This is a genomic window from Streptomyces sp. NPDC026417 (assembly GCF_055567695.1).
The window spans coordinates 66,514-89,873 of the sequence record NZ_JBVHPY010000022.1 but is presented as its reverse complement, the minus strand read 5'-3'; the positions used below and the strand labels follow the sequence as shown (position 1 = coordinate 89,873).

Annotated in this window: 22 protein-coding genes and 1 pseudogene; 9 read left to right on the top strand and 14 right to left on the bottom strand. The window is 73.1% G+C overall.

The genetic code is table 11. The features are described from left to right. Positions 1-95: 95 nt before the first annotated feature. Positions 96-1,340, top strand: a pseudogene (locus tag ACZ4NT_RS30135) (MDR family MFS transporter); the annotation flags it as partial. Between the two features lie 447 nt (positions 1,341-1,787). Here the strand turns inward: ACZ4NT_RS30135 and ACZ4NT_RS30130 are convergent. Further along, complete coding sequence (locus ACZ4NT_RS30130; RefSeq protein ID WP_467728387.1) at positions 1,788-2,327, bottom strand: DUF2000 family protein; 540 nt, start codon at positions 2,325-2,327, stop codon at positions 1,788-1,790. Between ACZ4NT_RS30130 and ACZ4NT_RS30125 the strand changes: the two genes are divergently transcribed. After that, on the top strand, positions 2,326-3,123 hold the full coding sequence (locus ACZ4NT_RS30125) for a helix-turn-helix transcriptional regulator (protein ID WP_467728386.1): 798 nt from the start codon (positions 2,326-2,328) through the stop codon (positions 3,121-3,123). The genes ACZ4NT_RS30130 and ACZ4NT_RS30125 overlap by 2 nt on opposite strands. On the opposite strand, the gene ACZ4NT_RS30120 is transcribed toward ACZ4NT_RS30125, so the two are convergent. The 3 genes from ACZ4NT_RS30120 to mshA form a co-directional block, all read right to left on the bottom strand. After that, positions 3,102-4,769, bottom strand: coding sequence for a glycosyl hydrolase family 28-related protein (locus ACZ4NT_RS30120; RefSeq protein ID WP_467728385.1), 1,668 nt, complete (start codon positions 4,767-4,769; stop codon positions 3,102-3,104). The two genes, ACZ4NT_RS30125 and ACZ4NT_RS30120, sit on opposite strands and share 22 nt — an antisense overlap. Positions 4,770-4,885: 116 nt before the next feature. Continuing rightward, complete coding sequence (locus tag ACZ4NT_RS30115) at positions 4,886-5,377, bottom strand: type III secretion system chaperone family protein (protein ID WP_121402182.1); 492 nt, start codon at positions 5,375-5,377, stop codon at positions 4,886-4,888. Between the two features lie 238 nt (positions 5,378-5,615). Continuing rightward, positions 5,616-6,953 carry a D-inositol-3-phosphate glycosyltransferase gene (mshA, locus tag ACZ4NT_RS30110; RefSeq protein ID WP_121402181.1) on the bottom strand — a complete coding sequence of 446 codons (1,338 nt, stop codon included), beginning with the start codon at positions 6,951-6,953 and terminating at the stop codon, positions 5,616-5,618. A 222-nt stretch (positions 6,954-7,175) separates the two neighbouring features. Here mshA and ACZ4NT_RS30105 point away from each other — a divergent pair, with 222 nt between their 5' ends. From ACZ4NT_RS30105 to ACZ4NT_RS30095, 3 genes are all read left to right on the top strand, one after another. Then, the gene (locus tag ACZ4NT_RS30105) at positions 7,176-7,994 is read left to right on the top strand and encodes a class I SAM-dependent methyltransferase (RefSeq protein ID WP_467728384.1); all 819 of its coding nucleotides are present in this window, start codon (positions 7,176-7,178) and stop codon (positions 7,992-7,994) included. 243 nt (positions 7,995-8,237) lie between these two features. Next, on the top strand, positions 8,238-9,320 hold the full coding sequence (locus tag ACZ4NT_RS30100; protein ID WP_121402179.1) for a C40 family peptidase: 1,083 nt from the start codon (positions 8,238-8,240) through the stop codon (positions 9,318-9,320). A 299-nt stretch (positions 9,321-9,619) separates the two neighbouring features. Further along, on the top strand, positions 9,620-10,924 hold the full coding sequence (locus tag ACZ4NT_RS30095; protein WP_121402178.1) for a response regulator: 1,305 nt from the start codon (positions 9,620-9,622) through the stop codon (positions 10,922-10,924). A 167-nt stretch (positions 10,925-11,091) separates the two neighbouring features. Here the strand turns inward: ACZ4NT_RS30095 and ACZ4NT_RS30090 are convergent, their stop codons facing one another. The 4 genes from ACZ4NT_RS30090 to ACZ4NT_RS30075 all read right to left on the bottom strand — a co-directional run bounded on the left by ACZ4NT_RS30090 (position 11,092) and on the right by ACZ4NT_RS30075 (position 13,600). Next, positions 11,092-11,436: a DUF2516 family protein gene (locus ACZ4NT_RS30090; RefSeq protein ID WP_183116814.1), complete on the bottom strand. Its 345-nt coding sequence runs from the start codon at positions 11,434-11,436 to the stop codon at positions 11,092-11,094. A gap of 133 nt (positions 11,437-11,569) precedes the next feature. Continuing rightward, a complete protein-coding gene (locus tag ACZ4NT_RS30085; protein WP_121402176.1) occupies positions 11,570-12,166 on the bottom strand; it encodes a hypothetical protein in 597 nt (198 codons plus the stop codon). 74 nt (positions 12,167-12,240) lie between these two features. Next, entirely contained in the window at positions 12,241-12,747 is a 507-nt protein-coding gene (locus ACZ4NT_RS30080) for a helix-turn-helix domain-containing protein (RefSeq protein ID WP_121402175.1), read from the bottom strand. Positions 12,748-12,826: 79 nt separating this feature from the next. Continuing rightward, complete coding sequence (locus ACZ4NT_RS30075) at positions 12,827-13,600, bottom strand: SAM-dependent methyltransferase (protein WP_467728383.1); 774 nt, start codon at positions 13,598-13,600, stop codon at positions 12,827-12,829. Between the two features lie 273 nt (positions 13,601-13,873). Between ACZ4NT_RS30075 and ACZ4NT_RS30070 the strand changes: the two genes are divergently transcribed. After that, positions 13,874-14,542: an SDR family NAD(P)-dependent oxidoreductase gene (locus ACZ4NT_RS30070; RefSeq protein WP_121402173.1), complete on the top strand. Its 669-nt coding sequence runs from the start codon at positions 13,874-13,876 to the stop codon at positions 14,540-14,542. A gap of 13 nt (positions 14,543-14,555) precedes the next feature. Here ACZ4NT_RS30070 and ACZ4NT_RS30065 read toward each other — a convergent pair whose 3' ends face one another. Continuing rightward, entirely contained in the window at positions 14,556-16,661 is a 2,106-nt protein-coding gene (locus ACZ4NT_RS30065) for a HelD family protein (protein WP_467728382.1), read from the bottom strand. Positions 16,662-16,701: 40 nt separating this feature from the next. Beyond that, on the bottom strand, positions 16,702-17,316 hold the full coding sequence (locus ACZ4NT_RS30060; protein ID WP_121402171.1) for a TetR/AcrR family transcriptional regulator: 615 nt from the start codon (positions 17,314-17,316) through the stop codon (positions 16,702-16,704). Positions 17,317-17,429: 113 nt separating this feature from the next. On the opposite strand from ACZ4NT_RS30060, the gene ACZ4NT_RS30055 reads away from it, so the two are divergent. Next, entirely contained in the window at positions 17,430-18,401 is a 972-nt protein-coding gene (locus tag ACZ4NT_RS30055) for a zinc-binding dehydrogenase (RefSeq protein WP_467728381.1), read from the top strand. A 63-nt stretch (positions 18,402-18,464) separates the two neighbouring features. On the opposite strand, the gene ACZ4NT_RS30050 is transcribed toward ACZ4NT_RS30055, so the two are convergent. Further along, positions 18,465-19,166 (bottom strand): HAD family hydrolase, encoded by a 702-nt coding sequence (locus ACZ4NT_RS30050; RefSeq protein WP_467728380.1) that lies wholly within the window; start codon positions 19,164-19,166, stop codon positions 18,465-18,467. 32 nt (positions 19,167-19,198) lie between these two features. Then, entirely contained in the window at positions 19,199-20,083 is an 885-nt protein-coding gene (locus ACZ4NT_RS30045; RefSeq protein ID WP_121402168.1) for a GntR family transcriptional regulator, read from the bottom strand. A gap of 190 nt (positions 20,084-20,273) precedes the next feature. Between ACZ4NT_RS30045 and ACZ4NT_RS30040 the strand changes: the two genes are divergently transcribed. Further along, complete coding sequence (locus tag ACZ4NT_RS30040) at positions 20,274-20,462, top strand: hypothetical protein (RefSeq protein WP_121402167.1); 189 nt, start codon at positions 20,274-20,276, stop codon at positions 20,460-20,462. Between the two features lie 11 nt (positions 20,463-20,473). On the opposite strand, the gene ACZ4NT_RS30035 is transcribed toward ACZ4NT_RS30040, so the two are convergent. Then, positions 20,474-21,376 carry a winged helix-turn-helix domain-containing protein gene (locus tag ACZ4NT_RS30035; RefSeq protein WP_121402166.1) on the bottom strand — a complete coding sequence of 301 codons (903 nt, stop codon included), beginning with the start codon at positions 21,374-21,376 and terminating at the stop codon, positions 20,474-20,476. Between the two features lie 235 nt (positions 21,377-21,611). Between ACZ4NT_RS30035 and ACZ4NT_RS30030 the strand changes: the two genes are divergently transcribed. Next, on the top strand, positions 21,612-21,797 hold the full coding sequence (locus ACZ4NT_RS30030; RefSeq protein WP_467728379.1) for a hypothetical protein: 186 nt from the start codon (positions 21,612-21,614) through the stop codon (positions 21,795-21,797). Positions 21,798-22,031: 234 nt separating this feature from the next. Here the strand turns inward: ACZ4NT_RS30030 and ACZ4NT_RS30025 are convergent, their stop codons facing one another. Continuing rightward, a complete protein-coding gene (locus ACZ4NT_RS30025; protein WP_467728378.1) occupies positions 22,032-23,288 on the bottom strand; it encodes a GNAT family N-acetyltransferase in 1,257 nt (418 codons plus the stop codon). Positions 23,289-23,360 lie beyond the last annotated feature (72 nt).

The window sequence follows — 23,360 nt, the reverse complement described above, 5'->3', positions numbered from 1 at the left end:
AGTTGACGGCATCTGCTAATTGACTGGCTCCCCGGACTCCGCCGCTCGTAAGTTGTGCTCACCGCCTGAGCCGCTTACCCGTGGGGGGATTCCCGATGCCGATCGCCGTCGTGAGACGCGCCGTCCGAGAGACCGTCTCGGGACTCCCCCGCGAGTTCTGGTGGCTGTGGACCAGCACGCTCGTCAACCGCCTCGGCGCCTTCGTCGCCACGTTCATGGCGCTCTACCTGACGCTGGACCGCGGCTACTCCGCCTCGTACGCCGGTCTCGTCGCCTCGCTGCACGGCCTCGGCGGGGTCATCTCCTCGCTCGGCGCGGGAGTGATGACCGACCGGCTGGGGCGGCGGCCCACGCTGCTCGTGGCGCAGACCTCGACGGCGGTGTCCGTCGCGGTGCTCGGCTTCGTGCACGACCCCGTCGCGATCGCCGCCGTCGCCTTCGTCGTGGGCATGGCGAGCAACGCCTCCCGACCCGCCGTTCAGGCGATGATGGCCGACATCGTCCGCCCCGAGGACCGGGTGCGGGCGTTCTCCCTCAACTACTGGGCCATCAACCTCGGCTTCGCCGTCTCCTCGACGGCCGCCGGTTTCATCGCCGAGTTCAGCTATCTCGCCGGCTTCCTCATCGAGGCGGGCATGACCCTGGTGTGCGCGCTCGTCGTCTTCGCCAAGCTGCCCGAGTCCCGCCCCGCACCCGCGGCCAAGACCTCCGCCGAACCCGCGGCGAACCTCGGCACCGTCCTGCGCGACGGCCGTTTCATGAGCGTCGTCGGGTTGTCCTTCCTGGTCGCCGTCGTCTTCCAGCAGGGCTCGGTGGGACTGCCGGTGGCGATGGGCGCGGCCGGTTTCACGGCCGCGGACTACGGCATGGCGATCGCCGTGAACGGTGTCCTCATCGTGGCGCTGCAGATCCCGGTCACGCGGTTCATCCAGCACCGGGACCCCAAGCGGCTGCTGGTGGTCTCGTCGCTCCTCGCGGGCTACGGCTTCGGCCTCACCGTCTTCGCCGGCTCCGTCGGCCTCTTCGCCCTCACGGTGTGCGTGTGGACGCTGGCCGAGATCGTCAACGCGCCGACGCAGACGGGGCTGGTCGTCCGCCTGTCCCCGGTTGACGGCCGTGGCCGCTACCAGGGCATGTACACCATGTCCTGGTCGCTCGCGGCCCTCGTCGCGCCGGTGATGTCCGGCGTGGTCATCGACCGGTTCGGCGCGGCCTGGCTGTGGGCGCTGTGCGCGGTGGTGGGCACGGTGGCGGGTGCCGGATACGGCGTCCTGATGCGACGTCTGCCGCCGGAGCCCCCGGCCACCGGCCGGCCGGCCGCTGTCGCCGAGGCCCGCGAGGCGGAGCTGCCCACCCCGCCGTCCGACGCCCTCCCGACCGGCGTCCCGGCGGACCCGGCCACGCCGCTGCCGCCCGGCCTCCTCGGGGACCCGGCCGCGCCGCTGCCGGCGGGCCCGGGCGCGAACCAGCCCACCGTCCCGACCGCCCGGCCGGGGGGCGTGGCCAAGGACCCGGCCACGGCTCCCCTGCCGGCCGCCCTCGCCCCCGATCCGGCCAGGGCTTCGGCGACGGGTCTCCGGCCCACCCCGGCCACGGCCCCGCCGACCGGCCTCACGGAGGCGGCGCCGACCGGAACGGCACCGAAGGCGGCGCCGACCGGGACGGCACCGGTGGCGGGGCCCGCCACCGCTCCCGCATCGGGCGCCTGCCCCGAGGTGACCGCGGTCTGACCCGCGGGCACCCCGTCCACGGGGCCCGGATCGGCGCACACGGGCCGGCCGGCCCCGTCACGGATGCATCCGCGCTCCCTTGAGCACCTTGTCCACCCCGTTGCGCGGTCCGTACACGGCGAGCCCCACCAGGTCCAGTTCGGCCGTCGGCACGGCCCGTACGGCCGCCCGGTTGTCCCGGTCGTTGCCGGTGGCGAAGAGGTCGGCGGTGAAGACGGCACGCGGCAGGGCCCGGGTGAGGGCCCGGCCGTGCGCGGTGGTCAGCGTCTCCTTGGAGCCCTCGAAGATCAGCACCGGCTGGCGGAACATCGGCAGGTACGGGACGCCGTCCGCGTCCTCGTAGGGCTCGCCCACCACCTCGGGGACGCTCGCCCCGAGGCCGCTGACCAGGAACGCGGTGACGTTCAGACGCTGCCAGGGCTCCAGGTCGTCGCGCAGCAGCACGGCGATCTTGGTGTCGAAGCGGACGGGTGGCGCATCCGGGGATCCGGCGTCCCCGGGCACCGGGCCCGCGGTGTCGGTGCGTGGAGAGTTCTCGCTGCTCATGCCGTGAGACTGCCGACCGGGGCGGCCCGCGGTCTTGTACGTTTCTTGCATGGTGGCCCAGCGCGAGATCTCCGCATGGCGCCCGCGCGTACCGGGTGTCGTGGAGGTCTTCCACGCCCACTACACGGAGTACGCGTACCCCATGCACGTGCACGACGCGTGGACGCTGCTGATCGTCGACGCCGGTGCCGTGCGCTACGACCTGGACCGGCACGAGCACGGCACCCCGCACGACACGGTCTCGCTGCTCCCGCCGCACGTCCCGCACAACGGATCGCCCGCCACCGCGGACGGCTTCCGCAAGCGGGTCCTCTACCTGGATCTCAGCCGGCTCGACGAGAGCCTCATCGGGCCCGCGGTGGACGGGCCCGACCTGGTCGACCCCGTGCTCCGCCACCGCGTCGGGCTGCTGCACTCGGCTCTCGCGCGCCCCGGCGACGAACTGGAGGCGGAGAGCCGGCTGACGCTGATCGACGAGCGGCTGCGCACGCACCTGCGGCCCGGACGCGCCGCCGGTCGGCGGCGGCCGGACCGCCCGCTCGCCCTGCGCCTGCGCGAACTCCTCGACGAGCGGGTGGCCCGCGGCGTCGCCCTCGACGAGGCCGCGCGGCTGCTGCACGCCCATCCCGCCCACCTGGTGCGGGCGTTCACCGCGGCGTTCGGCATCGCTCCGCACCAGTACCTGATGTCCCGTCGGGTGGACCGCGCCCGGCGGCTCCTCCTGGACGGCGGAAGGCCGGCGGAGGTGGCGACGGCGACCGGCTTCTACGACCAGTCCCATCTCACCCGCCACTTCAAGCGGTTGGTCGGCGTGGCCCCGGGCCGCTACCGCGTCAGTTCCCGCTGAGCGTCGTACAGGTTCCGCGGCCGTACGACGTCGGTGGTGCCGTACAGCTCCAGGCGGGAGTGCAGGTCTCCGGTGAAGTCGGGCACGTCGGTCTGGTCGAACTCGGTGACCTCTCCGATGCCGACGGTGGCGCTGTACGGGGCGAGGCCGTCGATCTTCATCAGTCCGGCGCGGCCGTTGGTGACGCGGATGTTCCAGTGGGTGAAGCGGGCGCCGAAGAGAGGCCCGGCGCTCGCGTCCCCGCCGTGGCGGCCGGTGTTGTCGACGGTGATGTCGGTGCGGACGTTCGCGAACGGCATGCCCCGGTGGGAGTCGAAGGTGCCCATCTGCATCTCGCCGCGCGACCAGACGTTGTACGAGGAGAGACCCTCCACGTTGATGCCGTGGAGCTGGGTTCCGGCGGGGGCGGGGACCGTGCGCCGTTCGATCGTGAAGTCCTCGACGAGGTTGTCGTGCGCGCCCTCGCGGCAGAAGTACGGGTGGTGGGCGCCGCGTCCGGCGACCTTCGTACGGCGCAGGGTGCAGGCGGAGGCGGCGACGAGCCCGAAGCCGTTGTCGACATGCCGTACGACGACGTCGTCGGCCCAGCAGTCGTAGGCGCACTGGAAGGTGACGCCGTTGTAGCCCCGGTCGAGGAGGTGCGGGGACTGCGGTGTCTCGACGGCCTCCAGGGTGAGGCCCTCGACGCCCGCCCCGGTCAGCGCCGTCACGTGGGTGGTGAGGCGCGGGTCCCACTCCGGGCGGACGTCCAGCGGCAGCGGGCGCTCGAACGTCACCTTCCGGCCCTGCACGCGCGCGATGCGCACCGGCCATTCGTAGGGGACGTAGCTGGTCAGCTTGGTCTTGTCGTCCCAGGAGTACGCCTCGGGGCCCGGCCCGCCGCCCGCCACGTGCTCCAGGAGCGTGTGTCCGGCGTCGTCGGCGAGGCGCAGCAGGACCAGCCGGCCCGGCTTCAGCCGACGGGCGTCGGCGACCGTCACCGACCAGGATCCGCGGGTGGCGGGGGCGACGGTGGTGAGGGTCTCCCACTCGTCGCGGGCGTTGCCGGTCCAGCCCTCGAAGGGCCACGCCTTCGCCCTGACGGCATCGACGAGCGCGTCCCAGCGGGCCTTCGGCGCCAGCCAGACCAGGCCGCCGGCCCAGGACCAGGACGACTTGTCGCCGCCGTAGCGGGAGCCGTAGACCCCGATCAGCTCCGTGAGGTTCTTGGTGGCGTACAGCGTGGTGCGGGAACTTCCGGCGCCGCGCAGGACGACGTTGTCGTACCCGATGTGGACGAGACCGTCGATGCGGTAGGTGCCGGGCGGGATGAGAACCGTGCCACCGCCGGCCCTTCCGGCGGCAGCGATGGCACGGTTGATCGCGGGGGCGCAGTCCGTGCCGCCGTCGGCGACGGCACCGTGGTCGCGCACGTCGGCCACGACGGGCCGGCGGGGCGGGCGCGCGACACCGGCGCGGTAGCCGGCCCGGCCGATGTACGGGATCTGCGGATGCGTGAAGGGGCTGCGGGTGAACTCCCGCCAGAGGGAGGGGATCCGGCCCGGCGCGGCGGCCGCCACCGTGCCGCCGGTGACGGCTGCGGCGGCCACGGCCGTGGCACCGCCGAGCAGACTCCGCCTGGTGAACCCCGCGTACCGGTTGCCCATCTCCGCCACCTTTCACATGCGTGAACGACGTTCAGATCTGCGTCGGCGGTGAGCATGCCACGGCGACCCGGGCGAGGGAAGGGGGCGTGCAGGACCCGGCACGGAGGTGGACTCGGTCAGTTGGACGGGCGCTCGGTCAGATGGCTGAACGCGTCCAGATTGCGCGTCGATTCACCGCGGGACACCCGCCAGGCGTACTCCTTGCGGATCGCGGACGCGAAACCGAGCTCCAGGAGGGTGTTGAACGAGCCGTCCGCCGCTTCGAGCACCGAGCCGAGCAGGCGGTCGATCTCGTCGGATGTCACCGCGGCCAGCGGCAGCTTGCCGACCAGGTACACGTCCCCGAGCCGGTCGACCGCGTAACCGACCCCGTACAGCTTGAGGTTGCGCTCCAGGAGCCAGCGGTGGACCGCTTCCTCGTTCTCGTCGGGGTGGCGGATCACGAAGGCGTTCAGCGAGAGCGAGTGCTTGCCGACGATCAGCGACACGGTCGTCGACAGCTTGCGCGTCCCGGGCAGCTTCACGACGTACGAGCCCGCCTCGGGGCTCTCCCACTCCAGCTCGGCCTCGGTGAGGACCTGCTCGATGATCGACGCTGCGTCAGCCATGGAGCGAGCGTACGTCAGCGCGGGGGCCGGCCGGGCGGGAGGGCGGGCGCCGGATCGTGCGGTCCCGGGCAGGCGGGGCGAGGCTCCGGGGCCCGCCCGATGCGGTACCGGGGGCGGCCGGCCGCGGCGTGCGGACAGCCCCGCAGCACGGTCAGCCGTGGTGCGCGCTCGTCCCAGCACCACGGGCCGGCCGTGACGCGCGGTCGACCCAGGAGCGCCGCCGGCCCGTGGTGCGCGGTCAGCCGTGGTGCGCGCGCAGTCCGCGGCGGTGCGCCTGCGTCGCCGCGGTGTACACGTCGGCCGTCGCGGCGGCCGCGGTGTCCCAGCCGAAGCCCTGAGCGTGCCGGGCGGCCGCCGCGCCCATCCGCGCGGGCAGCTCGTGGTCGTCGGCGAAGTCACGCAGCACGCGCGCGTAGGCGGCCGGATCGTGCCCCTGCACCAGGAACCCGGTGTGCCGGTCGCGGACCGCCACCGGCAGCCCGCCCACGGCCGCCGCCAGTACCGGCGTGCCCGCCGCCTGCGCCTCGATGGCGACCAGCCCGAACGACTCGCTGTAGGACGGCATGACCAGTACCGACGCGGCCCTGAACCAGTCCGCGAGCTGCTCCTGCCCGACCGGCGGCCTGAAGCGCACCACGTCGGCGATGCCGAGCCGGGCCGCCAGCTTCTGCAGCCCCTCGGGCTTGGCGAGGCCGCTGCCGCTGGGGCCGCCCACCACCGGGACGAGGATCTTCGAGCGCAGCTCGGGCCGCTCGTCCAGCAGCACGGCCACGGCGCGCAGCAGCACGTCGGGCGCCTTCAGGGGCTGTATCCGGCCCGCGAACAGGGGGATCAGCGCGTCCTGCGGCAGACCGAGGCGGGCGCGGGCGGCGGCCCGGCCGTCGGCGGGGCGGAAGCGGTCCAGGTTGACGCCCGGGTGGACGACGGCGACCTTGCCGGGCTCGGCGTCGTAGTGGCGCACGAGCTCCTCGGCCTCCTCGGAGGTGTTGGCGATGAGCCGGGACGCGGCCCGCACGATCTGGGTCTCGCCGATGACCCGCGCGGCGGGCTCGGGGGTGTCGCCCTCGGCGAGTGCCGCGTTCTTGACCTTGGCCATGGTGTGCATCGCGTGCACCAGGGGCGTGCCCCAGCGCTCGGCGGCCAGCCAGCCCACGTGGCCGGAGAGCCAGTAGTGCGAGTGGACGAGGTCGTAGTAGCCGGGGCGGTGGCCCGCCCAGGCCTGCATGACGCCGTGCGTGAAGGCGCACAGCTGGGCGGGCAGGTCCTCCTTGGCGAGTCCTTCGTAGGGACCCGCGTCCACGTGCCGGACGAGCACGCCGGGGGCCAGCTCGACGGTGGGCGGAAGGGCCCCGGTCGTCGCGCGGGTGAAGATCTCCACCTCGATGTTGATCGCGGCCAGGCGCTGGGCGAGCTCCACGATGTAGACGTTCATCCCGCCGGCGTCGCCCGTGCCGGGCTGGTGCAGCGGGGACGTGTGCACGGAGAGCATGGCGACGCGCCGGGGCCTGCGGTACAGCCTGAGCCTCGAGGGTGCCGTCGCCGAGCGACGCCCGAGCCTGCTGACGTACTGGCTCACGTGGCGGTCCTCCTCGCTGCGGGCATGGCGTCGGGAGGGTGCACGCCACCCTCCAAGGTGGGGAACGCCGGAGCCCTCCGCTCCATTTCCTCTTTGCCGAATCATTACCGCTTGTCGCTCAACCGTTCGAGACGAACGCGCGTGCGGGGGCTGCCGCGCTCGGGCTCCGCGGTTGTCCACAGGCGCGCCGGACCCTCGCACCCTGCGCATACCCTCGTACGCATGACAGCCCGCGCCGCGTCCCGCCCCGTGGGAGCGGTGACGCGCGGGACCACGAACCCCAACCGCCTGCGCCGCATGGACCGCTGGATCGCCGCCACGCACGGCGCCGAGCTGCGCCGGACCCCCGACCCGGTCGCGGTCGACCTCGGGTACGGGGCCGCGCCCTGGACCGCGGTCGAGCTGCTGGTGCGGCTGCGCACGGTCGCTCCACGGGCTCGCGTCGTGGGCGTGGAGATCGAGCCCGACCGGGTCGCGGTCGCCAAGCCGTACGAGCGCGAGGGCCTCGCGTTCCGGCGCGGCGGCTTCGAGGTCCCGGTGCCCGGCCGGCCGTCGCTGATCCGCGCCGCGAACGTGCTGCGCCAGTACGACGAGGACCGGGTGACCGCGGCCTGGGAGCTGATGTGCGGACGGCTCGCGCCGGCCGATCCGGCGACCGGCTCCCGCGGCGGACTCCTCGTCGAGGGCACCTGCGACGAGATCGGCCGCCGCCACGTCTGGGTCGCCCTCGGCCCCGAGGGCCCGCGCACGGTCACCTTCGCCACCCGCCTGGGTTCCCTGGAGCGCCCCTCCGACCTGGCCGAGCGGCTCCCGAAGGCGCTCATCCACCGCAACGTCCCGGGCGAGCCGGTGCACGCCTTCCTGCGTGACTTCGACCGCGCCTGGGCCGCCGCCGCGCCCTACGCCTCGTACGGCGCCCGGCAGCGCTGGATACGGACCGCGCGCGCACTGACGACCGACTGGCCCCTGACGGACGGCGCGGCGCGCTGGCGCCAGGGCGAAGTGACGGTCCGCTGGGAGGCGTTGGCGCCGGGGGGCTGAGGGCTCCGAATGGCAGCCCACCCGGACCGGTGCCGGGAGATCCCGTCGCCACGGGCCCCTGACCTGCGGGGAACGATCTCCGTGAGTCGTTCGTCACACAGGCGGGGAGATCGCCTCGGGGGCCCGCAAGCGGGGAAAGCGGAAAGGGAGTTGCAGTCCGCCCCTGTCGCACCGCGCGCCGACATGGCACGATCCCCGAGGCGTCGTAAGTTACTGACGGTAAATCAGCTTTGGGGGCGAAGTATGGGATGCGGCAAGCGGAGCCTGACCACGGCGGCCGTGGCTCTCGTCTGCGCGGTCACCGTGTTGAGCGCACCGGGCACGGCCTACGCGAGCCCGGCCGATCCGAACCCCACCCCCGCACCGTCGTCCGGCGCAACCCCCCGGTCCGGCAAGGAGCTTGAAGAGGTCCGCAGGAAGCTGGCCGACCTCTACCACGAGGCGGCGGTCGCCACGGACGCGTACAACGCGGCCGAGGAGAAGACCGAGAAGCAGTCCACCCAGCTCGTCGCGCTGGCCCGGGAGATCGTCAAGGGCCAGGCAAAGCTGGACGGACTGCAGGACCGCGCGGGCGCCGCGGCCCGCGCCCAGTACCGCGGCGGCGGGCTCCCGCCCGACGCCCGGCTGTGGCTGAGCGACAACCCGCAGCAGTACCTGGACGGGGCGGGCCGGGTGCGCCAGGGCGAGCACGCGACCAAGGGCATGCTCGCCGAGATGACGCGCACCCAGAAGGACTTGGCGCAGTACACGAAGGACGCGTCCGCCCAGTGGCGCAGACTGGAGGCCAACCGCAAGGCGAAGGCCTCCGCGAAGAAGAAGATCAAGCAGCGGATCGCCAGCGCCGAGAAGCTCGAATCGCAGCTCGCCGCCGAGGAGAAGAAGCGGCTGGCGAAGCTGGAGGAGGACGCCGCTCACGCGGCGCAGACGGCCTGGCTCGGCTCCGGAGTCCTGGCCGAGATCAACGGCAAGGCGTCCGCGCAGGGCAGGAAGGCCGTGCAGTACGCGACCGCCCAGATCGGCAAGCCCTACGAGTGGGGCGCCGAGGGACCGAGGACGTACGACTGCTCGGGGCTGACCTCGCAGGCGTGGGCCGCCGCCGGGCAGGGCATTCCGCGCACCTCGCAGGAGCAGTGGAAGCGGCTCCCGCACGTCGAGGTGAAGGACATGCGCCCCGGTGACCTCATCATCTACTTCGACGACGCCACCCACGTCGGGATGTACATCGGCGACGGCGCGATCGTCCACGCCCCGCGGCCGGGGCGCACGGTGACGATCGCGGGCGCCGGCTCGATGCCGATCCTCGGGGTCGTGCGGCCCGACAAGTAGGGCTTGTCGGGACACGTCCGGGCGCCGCTCCGGCACGAGTGCGGGCGGCGCCGGGCCCGACGTGACCTGCCGCACGTGGGATGAGTCACGTCCGCCCGGCCGGGCAACCCGCGCGACGTGACCTTCGTCATTACCTGCGGGCCGGTGCCGTGCCCAATTGCGGTACGGGATGCGGCATATGACGGTGGCCGTTTGCCGCACACCATTCCGTTGCGGCGCCGGGTACCGCTATGGTCCCCGTCGGTGGGTCGGACCTTCGCCCCACCACACCCTCGGGGGGAGGGAAGGAACCCACAACGATGCCCGCACCCGTACCGCGGCAGAGAGCGATCCCGGCCGTGGAGAGTGGTCAGGCTCAAGCCGCGTCCTCACCCATGGCCCCGTTCGCGAACGCACCGGCGGGCGGCACCACGGCTCCTGCCGACAGCACCACCAACCTCACCCTGCTCGTCATCGAGGACGACCCGGCAGGTTCGCTGAGCGTGCCCCAGATGCTGGACGCGGCGGGCAAGCCGATCCGCATCCGCACCGCACGCAACCTCACCGAGGCCGAGCGCCTGCTCACCGACGACGTCCACTGCATCCTGCTCGACCTGACCCTGCCCGCTCCCGGCCGTGCCGCCGGGAGCGACGACGAGCTGGCCACCCTCAAGCACGTGCTCCAGCTCGCGCCCCGGCACGCCGTGCTGGCCCTGACCGGGTCGGGCGACGCCGAGCGCGGCGCGGAGGCGGTCCGCGTGGGTGCCCAGGACTACCTCCTGCGCGAAGAACTGGACGGACGGCTGCTGAGCCGCGCGATCCGGTACGCGGTGGAGCGGAAACGTTCCGACACGGCCGAGCGACGGCTGACCGAGTCCCGGCTGCGGGCACAGGAGAACGCCCGTCTGGAGCGCGGTCTGCTGCCCACGCCTCTGCTGGAGGGATCCCAGCTGCGGTTCGCCGCCCGCTACCGCCCGGGACGCTCCCGCGCGCTGCTCGGCGGCGACTTCTACGACACCGTCCGCACCCCGGACGGCACCGTGCACGCCATGATCGGCGACGTCTGCGGGCACGGCCCGGACGAGGCGGCGCTCGGCGTGGAGCTGCGCATCGCGTGGCGGGCACTGACGCTGGCGGGCCTGTGCGGGGACGAGCTGCTCTCGACGCTGCAGCAGGTGCTGGAGCACGAGCGCGACAACGACGAGATCTTCGCGACCCTCTGCACCGTGGACATCGCGCCCGACGGCCGCCGGGCCGGGCTCTGCCTGGCCGGTCACCCGTCGCCGCTGATCGCCCGCCCCGGACGCCTGGCGCAGCTGCTGCCGTACGAGTACGGGGGCCCGGCGCTGGGTCTGCTGCCGCAGGCACGCTGGCCGCGCATGCAGGTGGAGCTCGGCGCCGAGTGGAGCCTGATGCTCTACACCGACGGCCTGATCGAGGGCCGGGTCGGCGAGGGCAAGGAGCGCCTCGGCCAGGACGGCATGGTGGAGCTGGTGCGCCGTCGGCTCGCCGAAGGCCTGCAGGGCGAGGAGCTGCTGCGCGTGACGGTGAACGAGGTCAGGGACCTCAACGGCGGCGAGCTGACCGACGACGTGGCGGTCCTGCTGCTCGACCGCGCGCCCTGATCCGTCCCCCGCGCGCAGCGGGGCGCGGCGGCGGTCACCGGTGCGTGGCCCGTACGGGCCCGCATCGGAATCACCCTCGCTCGGAGCGAGGCGGGTCGGCGCCCGGCGGACTGCCGCCGATCACCGCCGCTCGCAGCGAGGCCGGTCGCCCCGCGAAGGGGCGCAGGTCAGCGACCGCCGTTGTACGGGCCGTAGGGGCCGTCGCTGCTGGAGCCGCGGCGACCGCGGCCGCCACCGCCGCCGGAGGCCGTGCGCACCGCGGGCCGGACGTCCACGATGTAGACGATGCTGGCGATGACGCCGATGATCGGCAGGAACGACAGGATCGAGAACAGGTAGCTCACCACCAGCGCGAGCGCCAGGATGATCAGCCAGAACGGCTTCGTCTGCTTGTCCGCCGCACGGAACGCGTCCTCGCGCCGGAAGGCCGCGTCGAACAGCCCGAAGGCGGCGAGGGCCATCAGGACGATCTTCAGCAGTCCCAACAACCCCGCGAAGCCCAACATCAGCATGCTGCCCACCGCCCGTTCCCGCCGCGACTCCTGACGCGGCAACCGTACCCGGAGAACGGGCCGGACACCCCAGGGGTGCCCGGCCGCGCTCGCTGCTCCGTCGATCCGTCGTGCGACGGTCCGCCTTGCCGCGCTACTTGGCGGGCGGGGTCGTCTTCTTGGCGGTGCTCTTCTTGGCCGGGGTCTTCTTCGCGGCCGACGCGGGCGTCACCGGGGCGGCGGTCACAGTGCCGGTCGTGGCGGGCTTGTCCTCGACCTTGATCTCGCCGGGCTCGGCCTTGGGCTCGACCGCGATGGCCAGCTCCTCGATCTCCTCGGCCGCCTCGCCGCGCCAGGTCTTCACGGCCTGCTCGCCGTGCTCGGCGACCTTCTCGTAGGTCTCCCGGGCCTTCACCGCGTACTCGGCGGCGACGCCGACCCCGCGCAGGGCGAGGTCCTGGGCGGACTCACCGATCTTCTTGAGGTCGGTGTCGAGGGTGCTGATGAACCCGGTCACCTTGGTCGAGAGCGTCTCCTGCGCCTCCTTGGCGCGGGCGCTCGCCTTCTCCTGCACGGCGTTCGGGTCGATGTTGCGGACGGTGTCGATGCGCGCCGGGGCCTCGGCGCGGATCTGCTCCACGAGCGCCGGCACCTTCTTGGCCTGCTGGACGGCCAGGTCGGCGGTGCCGGCCAGGAAGTACAGCGGGGTCGGGTCGGTGGCGGCCTTGCGGATGTCGTCGGTGATGGCCATGAGGGTGGTCCTCCCGGATGGGCTGTCGACTGAGGGTGTGTGTGGTCCGCTGCGGAGACGGCCGCTACGACGTCTCAACTGGCCGTCTGCTGCGGGCCGGCATCGCTGCCGTCGGCCGTGCGGGGGCCGTGGCGGGTGGTGTCCTGGGCGTCCGGTATGTCCTGCGGGTGCTGCGCGCCGGGAGCAGTCTGCACGTCGGTGTCCCGAACGTCCTCGGCCACCACGGCGATCTCGAACCCGTTCTCTTTGCGGAAGGACTCGTAGATCTGGAGCAGCACCTGCTTCTGCCGCTCGGTGAGCGTCGGATCGGCGAGGAGGGCGGCGCGCGTCTCCACCTCGTCCCGGTCCCGCTCGGCGTCGAGGATGCCGGCCCGCACGTACAGCGTCTCGGCGGAGATCCGCAGGGCCTTGGCGACCTGCTGCAGCACCTCCGCGCTCGGCTTGCGCAGCCCGCGCTCGATCTGGCTCAGATACGGATTGGACACCCCGGCGGCGTCGGCGAGCTGCCGCAGCGACAGTTGGGCGTTGCGCCGCTGCTCGCGCAGGTACTCACCGAGATTGCCGACGTTGAGCGATGCCATGCCCCCACCCTGCCGCACTCTCGCTAACAATTGCAAGCGCCTGCTAGCAAAAGTGCGCCACGCCACGTCCGCGCGGTGTTCAGGTTCGGGTGACCGGGACGAGGGTCAGGTACGCGATGCCCAGGATGTCGCGGTAGCCGTCGACCCAGGACGACCGCTGGCGGTCGACCCGTTCGCGGGTCTCGGCGGCGCGGGGATGGTCCGGGTTCCCGGCGAGCCAGAGTTCCGTGTCATGGCGGTAGCCGGACTCGAACTCCTCCCACTCCTCCCGGCTCGCCGACTCGATCCACGCCGGCCGGAAGCCCGCCTCGACGGCGAGGTCGACGAGTGGTCCCAGCCGCAGGTGGTCGCCCGCCCGCGCCCCGGGCCACATGGCCGCGAGTTCCTCGTCCGTCGGGGTGCGCTCCCAGAAGCCCTCGCCCAGGACGACACGTCCGCCCGGACGGACCAGGCGGCGCAGCTCGTGCAGTACGGCGCCGGGATCGTACGGCTGCCCGGGGTCGCACAGCGCCTGACCGGCCCCCAGGCAGAGCACCGCGTCCACGGGCCCGCGTGCCGTGCCGAGGGCGGACTCCTCGATGAATTCGACCCGTCCGGCCAGCCCGCGCTCCTTCGCGAGGTCCCTGCCCCGGGCCAGGTCCTCGGCGTTGATGTCGAGGCCCACGCCGGTCGATCCCGGGGCGGACTCCAGAACGCGGAGCAGCATGTCGCCCCAGCCGCAGCCGATGTCGAGGACGGTGGAGGGCGAGGCGGCGGCGAGCCGCGCGACGATGCGCCCGGCGCGGGCTTCGGAGAGCGGCCCGTGGAAGGTCAGACTGCCGAGACGCGGGGGAGGATCGGAAGCAATTGCCATAGCGCGGAACCCTAGTTCTCCCCGAGTGGCGTGCCGAGCGATTTAGCTGCCGCCCGACCTACCGGGCCGGCGTGCCCCGGACCTGGTGGGACCGCGCCGACGTGCCCCCACCGGGCCGCTTCCTCGGCCGCACCGTCGGCGCGCCGGGAGCCGGGCGCCACCGTCCCGGACCCTCGCGGGTCCCGGCATCGCGGCGGACCGCCTTCGTGGCGACGGGTCGGCGTGCCAGGCTCCCCGTGCAGAGACCCGCACCAGATCCTTCCGGGAGCTTCCATGATCGCGCTTGTCACCGGCGGCAACCGTGGCATCGGCCGCGAAGTCGCGCGGCAGCTCGCCGCCTCGGGGCACACCGTGTTCCTGACCGCACGCTCCTTCGAGGCAGCGGCCGAGGCGGCCCGGGCGATCGGCCCGCTCGCCCGCCCGCTGCGGCTGGACGTCACGTCCGGGGCCGACATCGCCGAGGCCGCCCGCTCGCTCGACGCCCTCGACGTGCTGATCAACAACGCCGCCATCACCTACGACACCTGGCAACGCGCGGACACCGCCGACCTGGACGTCGTGCGGGAGGCGGCCGAGACCAATCTGTACGGTCCGTGGCGGCTCACCCAGGCCCTGCTTCCGCTGCTCCGCGCGAGCGCGCACCCCCGCGTCGTGAACGTGTCCAGCGAGGCGGCCTCGTTCGCGAGCATGGGCGGCGGCACTCCCGCGTACACCGCGTCGAAGGTGGCGCTCAACGCGCTGACCCGCATGCTCGCCGGGGAACTGCGCGACGCGAGGATCCTGGTGAACGCCGTCTGCCCCGGCTGGGTCGCCACCGACATGGGCGGCGCCGGCGGCCGGCCGGTCGCGGAGGGCGCGGCGGGCATCGTCTGGGCGGCCACCCTGCCGGACGACGGCCCGACCGGGGGCTTCTTCCGCGACGGGCGGCCCCTGCCCTGGTGAACCGCGGTCCCTCTCACCAGGGCAGCGGCCGGGTGTGCACCACGTCCAGGCGGGACACCGCCCGGGTCAGCACCACGTAGAGCCGGTGCAGGCCTCGCGGCTCCGCCTCCGCGATCGCCGCCGGCTCGACGGCGACGACGTGGTCGTACTCGAGGCCCTTGGCCAGGGAGGCCGCCAGCACCGTGACCCGGGCGCCCAGTGCGTCCGGTCCGGCGTGCGGGATGCCCGCGGCGTCGAGGGCCTCCCGCACCCGCGGCGCCTGCGCGTCGGCCGCGATCACGCCGACGGAGCCCTCCCGGGCCAGGGCCTCGCGCACGGCGCCGACCGTCGCGGACAGCGCGTCGGCGCCCTCCCGGATCCGCAACTCCCCGTCCCTGCGCAGCGAACGCGCCCCCGGCACCTCCACCTCCAGCCGCTCCAGCAGCCGGTTGGCGATGCCGACCACGGCCTCCGGGACCCGGAAGCCGGTGGTCAGCGGCACCACGGGGGCGTCCGGCCTGCCGAGGTGCGCGAGCAGCCGGGGCCAGGTGCGGGCGGCCCACGGTGTCGTCCCCTGGGCCAGGTCCCCGAGCACCGTGAGCGATCCGAAGGAGGCCCGGCGGGCGATCGCACGGCACTCCATCGGCGACAGGTCCTGCGCCTCGTCGACCACCACATGGGCGTAGCTCTTCGGGTGTTCGAGGAGGCCGGCCACCTCGTCCAGGAGCACGAGGTCCGCGGCCGACCACCGCGCCGACCGGTACGACCTGGGGGGCCGCGCCCAGAGGATCGCCTTCTGCTCGTCCGCGTCGAGGATCCCCTCCGCCGCCGCGGCGAGCGCCCCCGGCTCGGTGAGCAGCTCCGCCACGACCTCCTCCGCCCGGACCCGGGGCCAGACGGCGTCCACACCGGCGCCCACCGCCCGGGCGCGGGAGATCCGCTGCACCCACGCGGGCGTCCGGGGCCCCGCGCGCCGCTCGGCCTGTGCCTGCAGGTACCGCACGGCCCGCGTCCTGACCCGCTCCCGTCCGGTCGCGTACGGCGGCTCCTCGGCGCGTACGCCGTCCACGAGCCGCTCGAAGGCGTCCGCCGGGATCCGCCACCGGTACGAACCGTCCGGCACCACCAGGGAACAGGCCCGGCCAGGGGCCACCCGGGAGTACAGGGCGCGGCGGAGCACCCGGGCCATCCGGGCGTCGTGCTTGACGGCGGCGGCCCGCTCGTCGTCCTCGCCGGTGACGGGGTGCAGGCCGATCTCGTCGCCGACGGTCGACTGCCGCACCCCCGTCTCGCCGAGGGCGGGCAGCACCTCCGAGATGTACGACAGGAAGGTGCGGTTGGGTCCGAGGATCAGCAGGCCGCCGCGCTGGATGCGCTGCGGGAAGGTGTAGAGGAGGTACGCGGCCCGGTGCAGCCCGACCGCCGTCTTGCCCGTGCCGGGGGCGCCCTGCACACAGACCGAGACCGTCGGGTCGCCCCGTACGAGGTCGTCCTGTTCGGGCTGGATGGTCGCGGCGATGTCCCGCATCGGGCCGACCCGGGGGCGTTCGATCTCGTGGGCGAGGATGCGGCTGCCCTCGCCGGGCCCACCGGGCACGTCGAGGCCGTCCTGACGTCCGCCGGTCAGCAGCTCGTCCTCCAGGCCGGTGAGATCGGCGGAGTCCCCGCGGCTTCCCGGCGCCCAGCCGAACCGGCGGCGCACGGCGACGCCCTGCGGATCGCGGGCGCTCGCCTGGTAGAAGGCGCGGGACACGGGCGCGCGCCAGTCGACGACCAGCGGCGGGGCGGAGGGCCGCTCGGTGATCCGGAGGCGGCCGATGTGGTACCTCTGCCCGGCGTGCCCGCCCGTGGCCTGTCCGCCCCGGCCGCTCACGCTGTCGCCTGCGGCGTGCTCGTCCCCGCTCTCCGCGAAGTCGAGCCGCCCGAAGAAGAGCGGACCCTCGGGCAGTTCGCGCAGTTCCTTGGCCCGGCTGCGGAATTGGTAGCCGAGGACTTCGGCGTCGGCACCGGAGGCGGACACGTCCTCGCCGGTGACGACCTGCTCCTGCGCGCCCTCGACCATGGCGGCGAGGGCGGCGCGGCAGGCCTCGTGGAAGGCGCGTTCACGGGTGAGGGCACGGGAGGGGTCGGATGGCGTCATTCCATGAAGCGTAACCGAAACAGTGACTCGGTAACATAATTTACCGGGTTGCCGCGAGAGCCCGCTCCAGCCGGGCGAAGACCCGTTCGGCGGTGGCGACGGCTTCCCGCCGCACCTCCGCGGCCGTTTCCCCCGCCGCCATCCGCCGCCAGTTCTCCAGGGCGAGGACGCGCTGTACGGCGATGATCTGACCGGCGGCGAGCCGGGCGTCGAGGTCGCCGCCGAGCGCGTCGGCGAGGGCGGACTCGGAGCGTTCCAGATAGGCGTGCAGGCGTCCTGCCAGCGAGGGCGTCCCGTAGAGCAGCCGGTGGAAGGCGAGCACCCGGGGGTCGTCGTTGAGCCCGGTGACGGGATCGAAGCGCTCCAGGCCGGCGACGAAGTGCCTGCGCACGGCCCCCGTCGCGGATTCCCCGGCCGGGCGGCCGGAGACCAGGCGCGCCGCCTCGGTCTCGTGATCGGCGAACCGGTGCAGGACGAGGTCCTCCTTGGTGGGGAAGTACCGGAAGAGGGTCGGCTTGGAGATCTCCGCGGCGGCGGCCACCTCGGCGACCGACACCTGATCGAAGCCCCTCTCCAGGAAGAGCCCGATCGCGATGTCGGAGACAGCCTGGTACATCCGCTGCTTCTTGCGCTCGCGCAGCCCGATCTCACCCATGCCCCGAGCCTACGTTCACGACCGGGCGTCCTTGACCTCAAGCCGACTTGAGGTCGAAGACTGCGATGCGTGCGCACCGATCCGCGCACTCGGCGACCCCTGGGGAGAGCACGATGCTGGCAGCACAGGTGACGGAATTCGGCGGCCCGGAGGTCCTGGTGCCGGTCGACCTGCCCGACCCGGTCCCGGGGCCGGGCGAGGTGGTGATCGATGTCGCCTACGCGGACACGATCTTCGTGGAGACCCAGCTCAGGAGCGGCTGGGGCCGCGAGTTCTTTCCGTCGACTCCCCCGTATGTGCCGGGCGGCGGCGTGACGGGAGTGGTGAGCGCCGTGGGCCCCGAGGTGGCGGCGGACTGGCGGGGCCGGCGGGTCGCCGCCTTCGTGACGGGCAGCTATGCGGAGCGGGCCGTGGCCGCGGTCCCGGCGCTGGTCCCCGTCCCCGACGGCCTCGACCTCCGTACCGCCGCGGCCCTGGTGCACGACGGTGTGACGGCGAGCGGTCTGCTGGAACTGACCGGGGTCGGACCCACCGACCGCGTGCTCGTCCTCGGCGCCTCGGGAGGCATGGGCACGCTTCTCGTCCAGTTGGCCCACGCCCGCGACGCCCGCGTGGTGGCGGTCGCCCGCGGCCCGGAAAAGCTCGCTCTGGTAAGGGAGTTGGGGGCCGACGCGGCGGTCGACGCGGCGCGGGAGGACTGGCCGTCGGCCGCCGCCGCGGCGCTCGGCGGTGACGACTGCGCCGCCGACGTGGTCCTCGACGGCGTCGGCGGCCGGGTCGGTGCCGCCGCCTTCCCGCTGACGTCCGAGGGCGGGCTCTTCTCGGCCCACGGCGCCCCCACCGGCGGTTTCACCCCGGTCGACCGGGAGGAGGCGGCCCGCCGCGGCATCACCCTCCTCGGCATCGGCGACCTGCAGTTCGGCACCGACGAGCGGGTCCGTCTCATGGCCTCCGCCCTCGGCGAGGCCGCGGCGGGCCGCCTGCGCCCCGTGATCGCCGAGGCCTTCCCCCTGCACCGGGCGTCCGACGCCCACACCGCCATCGAGGGACGCGCGCTGGTGGGAAAGGTCGTCCTGAAGCCGTGAACCCGGGCTCCGGCGCCCGCCCGGCGGGCGCCGGCCGGGCAGGCCGCGCCCGGCACGGCCGCATCAGCGCCGCAGCGTCGCCAGCACCGGCTGCAGTGAGTTCACCAGCGTCGTCACCCCCGCCGCGCGCAGGAGCCCTTCCTTGGCCTCGTTACGCGCGTAGCCGAGGAACGGAACGCCCGCCTCGTCGGCCGCCAGGAAGTCGGACGGGGTGTCGCCGATCATCAGGGCGGCGGCGGGCGCGGCCCCGAGGGCATTGAGGGCCCGGTGGAGACAGTGGGGGTGGGGCTTGAGGAGGTGCAGGTCCTGGGTGCGTCCGTAGATGTGGGGCTCGAAGCAGCCCGCCAGACCCCGGGATCCCAGATACCTGCGCGCCACCCGGGGCGAGTTGTTCGTGGCGACGGCGAGCCGCGCGCCGACCGCCGTCCATGTGCGGACCAGCGGATCCGCGTACGGGGTCGGCATCGCCGAGGCCGCGGCGCGCAGCTCCTCCTGCGTGAGACGTTCCTCCAGCTCCGCCACGAGGTCACTGCCGGGGTGGCGGCGGTCGACGGCGTGCAGGACCGTGTGCGGGTCGAGCGACTCCCGCTCCTTCTCCGTCAGCAGACCGTGCAGGCCCCGCCCCTCCAGCCACCTGACCAGGTCCCCGGCCACCCGCTCCGCCTTGTGGCCCGCGAAGAGCCCGCAGATCGGCCCGTCGAAGTCGAAGAGCACGAAGCGTGCCTTTTCGATCAACTCCGTCAGTGAATCCGTCTCTTCCGTCACCCGAACAGTCTGCTTCGACGCATCAGAAGTCACTAGGAGAGTGTCAGGTCCGTCGTGATGGTTTCCCAGAGGGCGTCGAACCACTTCTGGGATTCCTCCACGAAGGCGGCGTCCCGCCGGCCGGCGCGCTTCTCGAAGGAGAAGAGGAGGGACTGGCCGCCGAGCGCGTCGAACATCTCCAGCGTCCCGGTGCCGACCTCCTCCTCCCGCCTGGTGACCGTGTAGTACGCGATCAGCGCCTCGGTCCCGTTGAGCAGGTAGAGCTTGACGGGCGGCGTGAACGGCAGCGCACGGAAGGAGACCCGCACGTCGATGCCGTGCGAGGAGCGCAGGGAGCGCAGGTTGTGCCGGAGCACCTGGACCTGCGCGTCGCGCTGCGCGAGCCAGCGCCGGTGCACGGGGTCGGGGTCGCCCTCCTCGCGGCTCTCGACGGGGACCGGGAAGGCCAGATTGATCTCCCGGCTCGGCACCAGGATCCGTACGTCGACCTTCTCCGGCCGGATGCGGCCCTCGTGGATGAGACGGACCGGCTCCCCCAGGGCCAGCATCAGCGTCTCGGCGGTGAGGCACGCGGCGTCCACCCGGACATGCGGGGACGCGAAGGCCTCGGTCAGCCGCGGCGCCAGGCCGACCATCGTGGGCTGCGGCACCTCCAGGCCCGGCGAGGCCTCGGCGATCCTCGGCGGGCTCCCCTTGCTCACGTTGCTCAGCAGCCCGTCCTCCTGGAGGACCCGCAACGCCTGGCGGACGGTGCCCCGCTCGACGCCGAACTGCTCGGCCAGCTCGGCCTGGGTCGGCAGGCGGTCCCCGGCCTTCAGGTCTCCGCCGCGGATGCGGTCCCGCAGGGCCTCGGCGATCTCCTGGGGCGAACGCCTTCTGTCGCCGTTCACTGCACCGTTCTCCTGGGTCACGACCAAACGCTACAACTTCTGTCCATCTATGGGGAGTTGTTTGAAAGTTGTTTATAACTGGCTACCAAGTGGGGACAACTCAAACAGAGTTGGTTACCAACTCGGAGGAGTTGGCGGAAGTTTTGCCTCCTCTCGCGCACGCTTCGCACCTACCGCCGCCCCGCAGCCCGCGCAAGCCACCGAAGGAGGAACCACCATGCCCGCCCTCGCCCTCCTCTCCACCGTCTTCGTGATCGGCTTCGAGCAGACCGTCCAGTGGCGGTACGGACCGATGGGCATCGTCGGCCTGCTGCTGCTGACGGTGGGCATCAAGGCGAAGAGCCCCACCTGCAGCTCCGTCGGCGCGGTCATGCTCGCCCTGCTCGTCGCCGCGCCCGCACTCTGACCCGCACCGCCTCAGTCGGTGGACCGCAGCTCCGAACTGATGGTCTCCCACAGGGCGTTGAACCAGAGGTGCGACTGCTCCACGAACGTCGTGTCCCGCAGGCCGGCGCCCTGCCCGAAGCCGAAGAGCATCGACTGGGTGCCCGTGGCGTCGTACATCTCCAGGGACTCGTGGTCGATCTCCGCGTCCCGCTTCGTCAGCGTGTAGTACGCGAAGAGCGCCTCCGTCTCGTTGAGCAGATACAGCTTCACCGGAGGCGTGAAGGGCAGCGCCCGGAACGTGACGTGCACGTCGATGCCGTGGGAGGCCCGCAGCGCCAGCAGATTGTGCCGCAGGACCTGCACCTGCGCGTTGCGCTGGGCCAGCCAGAGGCGCTGCGGACGGCCGTCGTCCAGGTCGTCCACGCGGGCCGGGAACGCCAGGTCGATGTCCCGGCTGGGGAGCAGCACCCGTACGTCCACCCTGGCCGGTTTCCTACGCCCCGAGTGGATCCGGAGCAACGGCCCGCTCATCGCGAGCGTCAGCGACACCGCGGTCAGGCACAGGGCGTCGATCGACACCTGCGGGGCGGCGAAGGCGGCGGTGACCCGGGGCGCCAGAGCCACCATGGTGGGCTGCGGCGGCGCTTCGGGCGCGGCCGGAGCCCCTCCCTCGGCGGGGGCGACGATCGCAGGACTCCCCTTGGACACGTTCGCGAGCAGGTCCTCCGCCTGCAGGATGCGCAGTGCCTGCCGCACGGCCCCCCGCTCGACACCGAACTCGTCGGCCAGCCTGGCCTGGGTGGGCATGCGCTGTCCCGGCCGCAGCTCGCCGGACCTGATCCGGCTGCGCAGTTCGTCGGCCACCTCGCGGTGTGACCTCTGTGGCCGATGTGACCTCTCCCGCCCGGGGGCGGCGGCATGTTCCGGGTCCACGGCCGAACCCTACAACTTCGGGCCATCTTTGGGCAGTTGCCGGGAAGGTGGTTATGAGACGCGCCCAAGCGGAGATAACTCAGTTGGAGTTGGTCACCAACTTGAGCAACATGGTCAAGCTTCACAGTGGTTGGCCGCCACGGCGCAGGTCCTGGACCGGGCGGCCGGCCCGCACGGGGGGATCCGTATCCCCGTCCCGAAGGCGTCCCACAGACGTCCCGAAGGAGGGACCGTCATGCCGCTCCTCGCCATCGCCGTCGCCACACTCGCCATCGGATTCGAGTACCTCGTCCAGTGGAAGTACGGGCCCATGGGCATCATCGCGTTCGTCGCGCTGTCCATCGGGCTCAAGGCCAGGAACAACGTGATCAGCGGCATCGGGGCCGTGATCCTCGTGATGCTGCTCGCCCAGTCCGGCTGACCGGACGCACGTCCGGCAGTCCGGCCGGCCGGGCTCCCCTCCGGAGGGGAGCCGGGAGCCCGGTCCGGCCGCACCACCGCGCCACCGCATCCGTGCGGGGGCGCGCCGCTCCACAACCGAACCGCAGGAGCGCTCGACCGCTACGGACACCTGCGGCCGGCCCACCGCACCGACCACGGAAGGAGACGGCACCACGGCCGGACGGACACCGCGCCGGCGGCAGGAACGCAGATCTCAGAAGATGTCCGGGCACCACGGTCGCCTGGACGTGCGCAGCAGGGCGTCGGCGACACGGGCGGCGCCCTCTCGTTCCTCCCGCACCCGGCCGAGCGCCGCGAGCCGCACCGCCGACTCGTCGCCCAGCCACAGGGACGCCAACTCTCCTGAACCTAGGGTGAGTTCGGCGTCCTTTCCGGTCGGCACGCAGGACGCGCCGTCCGGCGCCGCGTCGAGCCGGTACCGCCCGGCCGACAGCCCGTCCCGGTCGGTCACCTCCAGGACGAGCGACCCGGACCCCTCGTACGTACGCGCCTCCAGGGCCCGTACGACATCGAGGATCCGCACCCACAGCCAGTCGGCGTGCGTGGTGACGCGGGCGGCGCGGGGGTCGGGCAGGAAGTGCGGCAGCAGATCGTCGGGGGCCCGCCAGCCCGTCTTCACCCGGGTGATCCAGTCGATCGAGCAGAGGTACTGCCACAGGGCGCGCTCCGCGGCCGGTGTCACCGCGATCAGCCAGTTGACCGACGCCGTGTTGAGCGGCTGCTTCGCGTCGCCCCAGTTGTCGTCCGACTCGTACGAGACCATGCCCTCGACCTCGCCGGCCGCCGAGCGGTACACGGCGTAGAAGGGCTCCGTCCACGGGGCGCGGTCCAGGACCAGGGCACCCGTGTTCGCCTGCCACCAGCGCTCGTCCCGGCTGACGGCGCCCGGCTGCAGCCGCCGGAGCCGGTCGTGCAGCTCGGGGCCGTCCTTCCGCACGTCCTCGCCGTCCACCAGATCGATGCGTCCGCCGTCCGCCGGACCCGACCAACGGGGATCCAGGCCCGTCCTCGGCACCTCGATCGTCCACTCCACGGCGCTGGTCGCGGCGCCGAAGCCGTACCTCCCGTAGATCGGGTACTCCGCGGCGATCAGCGTCGCCACCACGTCACCCCGCTCCTTCGCGGCCGCGAGGTCCCGGCCCATCATGCGGGTCAGCAGACCCCGGCGCCGGTGCGTGGCGGTGACGGTCACGTTCGAGATGGCGTCGGCGGGCACCGGCGTACCGCCCACGGCGGTCAGCTCCTGCGCGAACGACCGGAACGTGGCCACGCACCGGGTGCCGTCGAAGGCGCCCAGGGTCCGCTCCGGGACGATGTACGAGCCCCGGTCGGCGATCTCCCGCTCCGACACGGCCGGCGACCGGAGGAAGCCGGTGTTCAGCGCGCGGATCCAGTCGGGGATCTCGGCCTCGGTGATCGCTCGTACGTCGATGTCGTCACGATGGGTCATGAGGTCACGCTAGATCCGGGACGGCGGGGGTGTCGCCCGGTTTTCGCCCCCCTCCGGCCGCCGCGGTCCGGC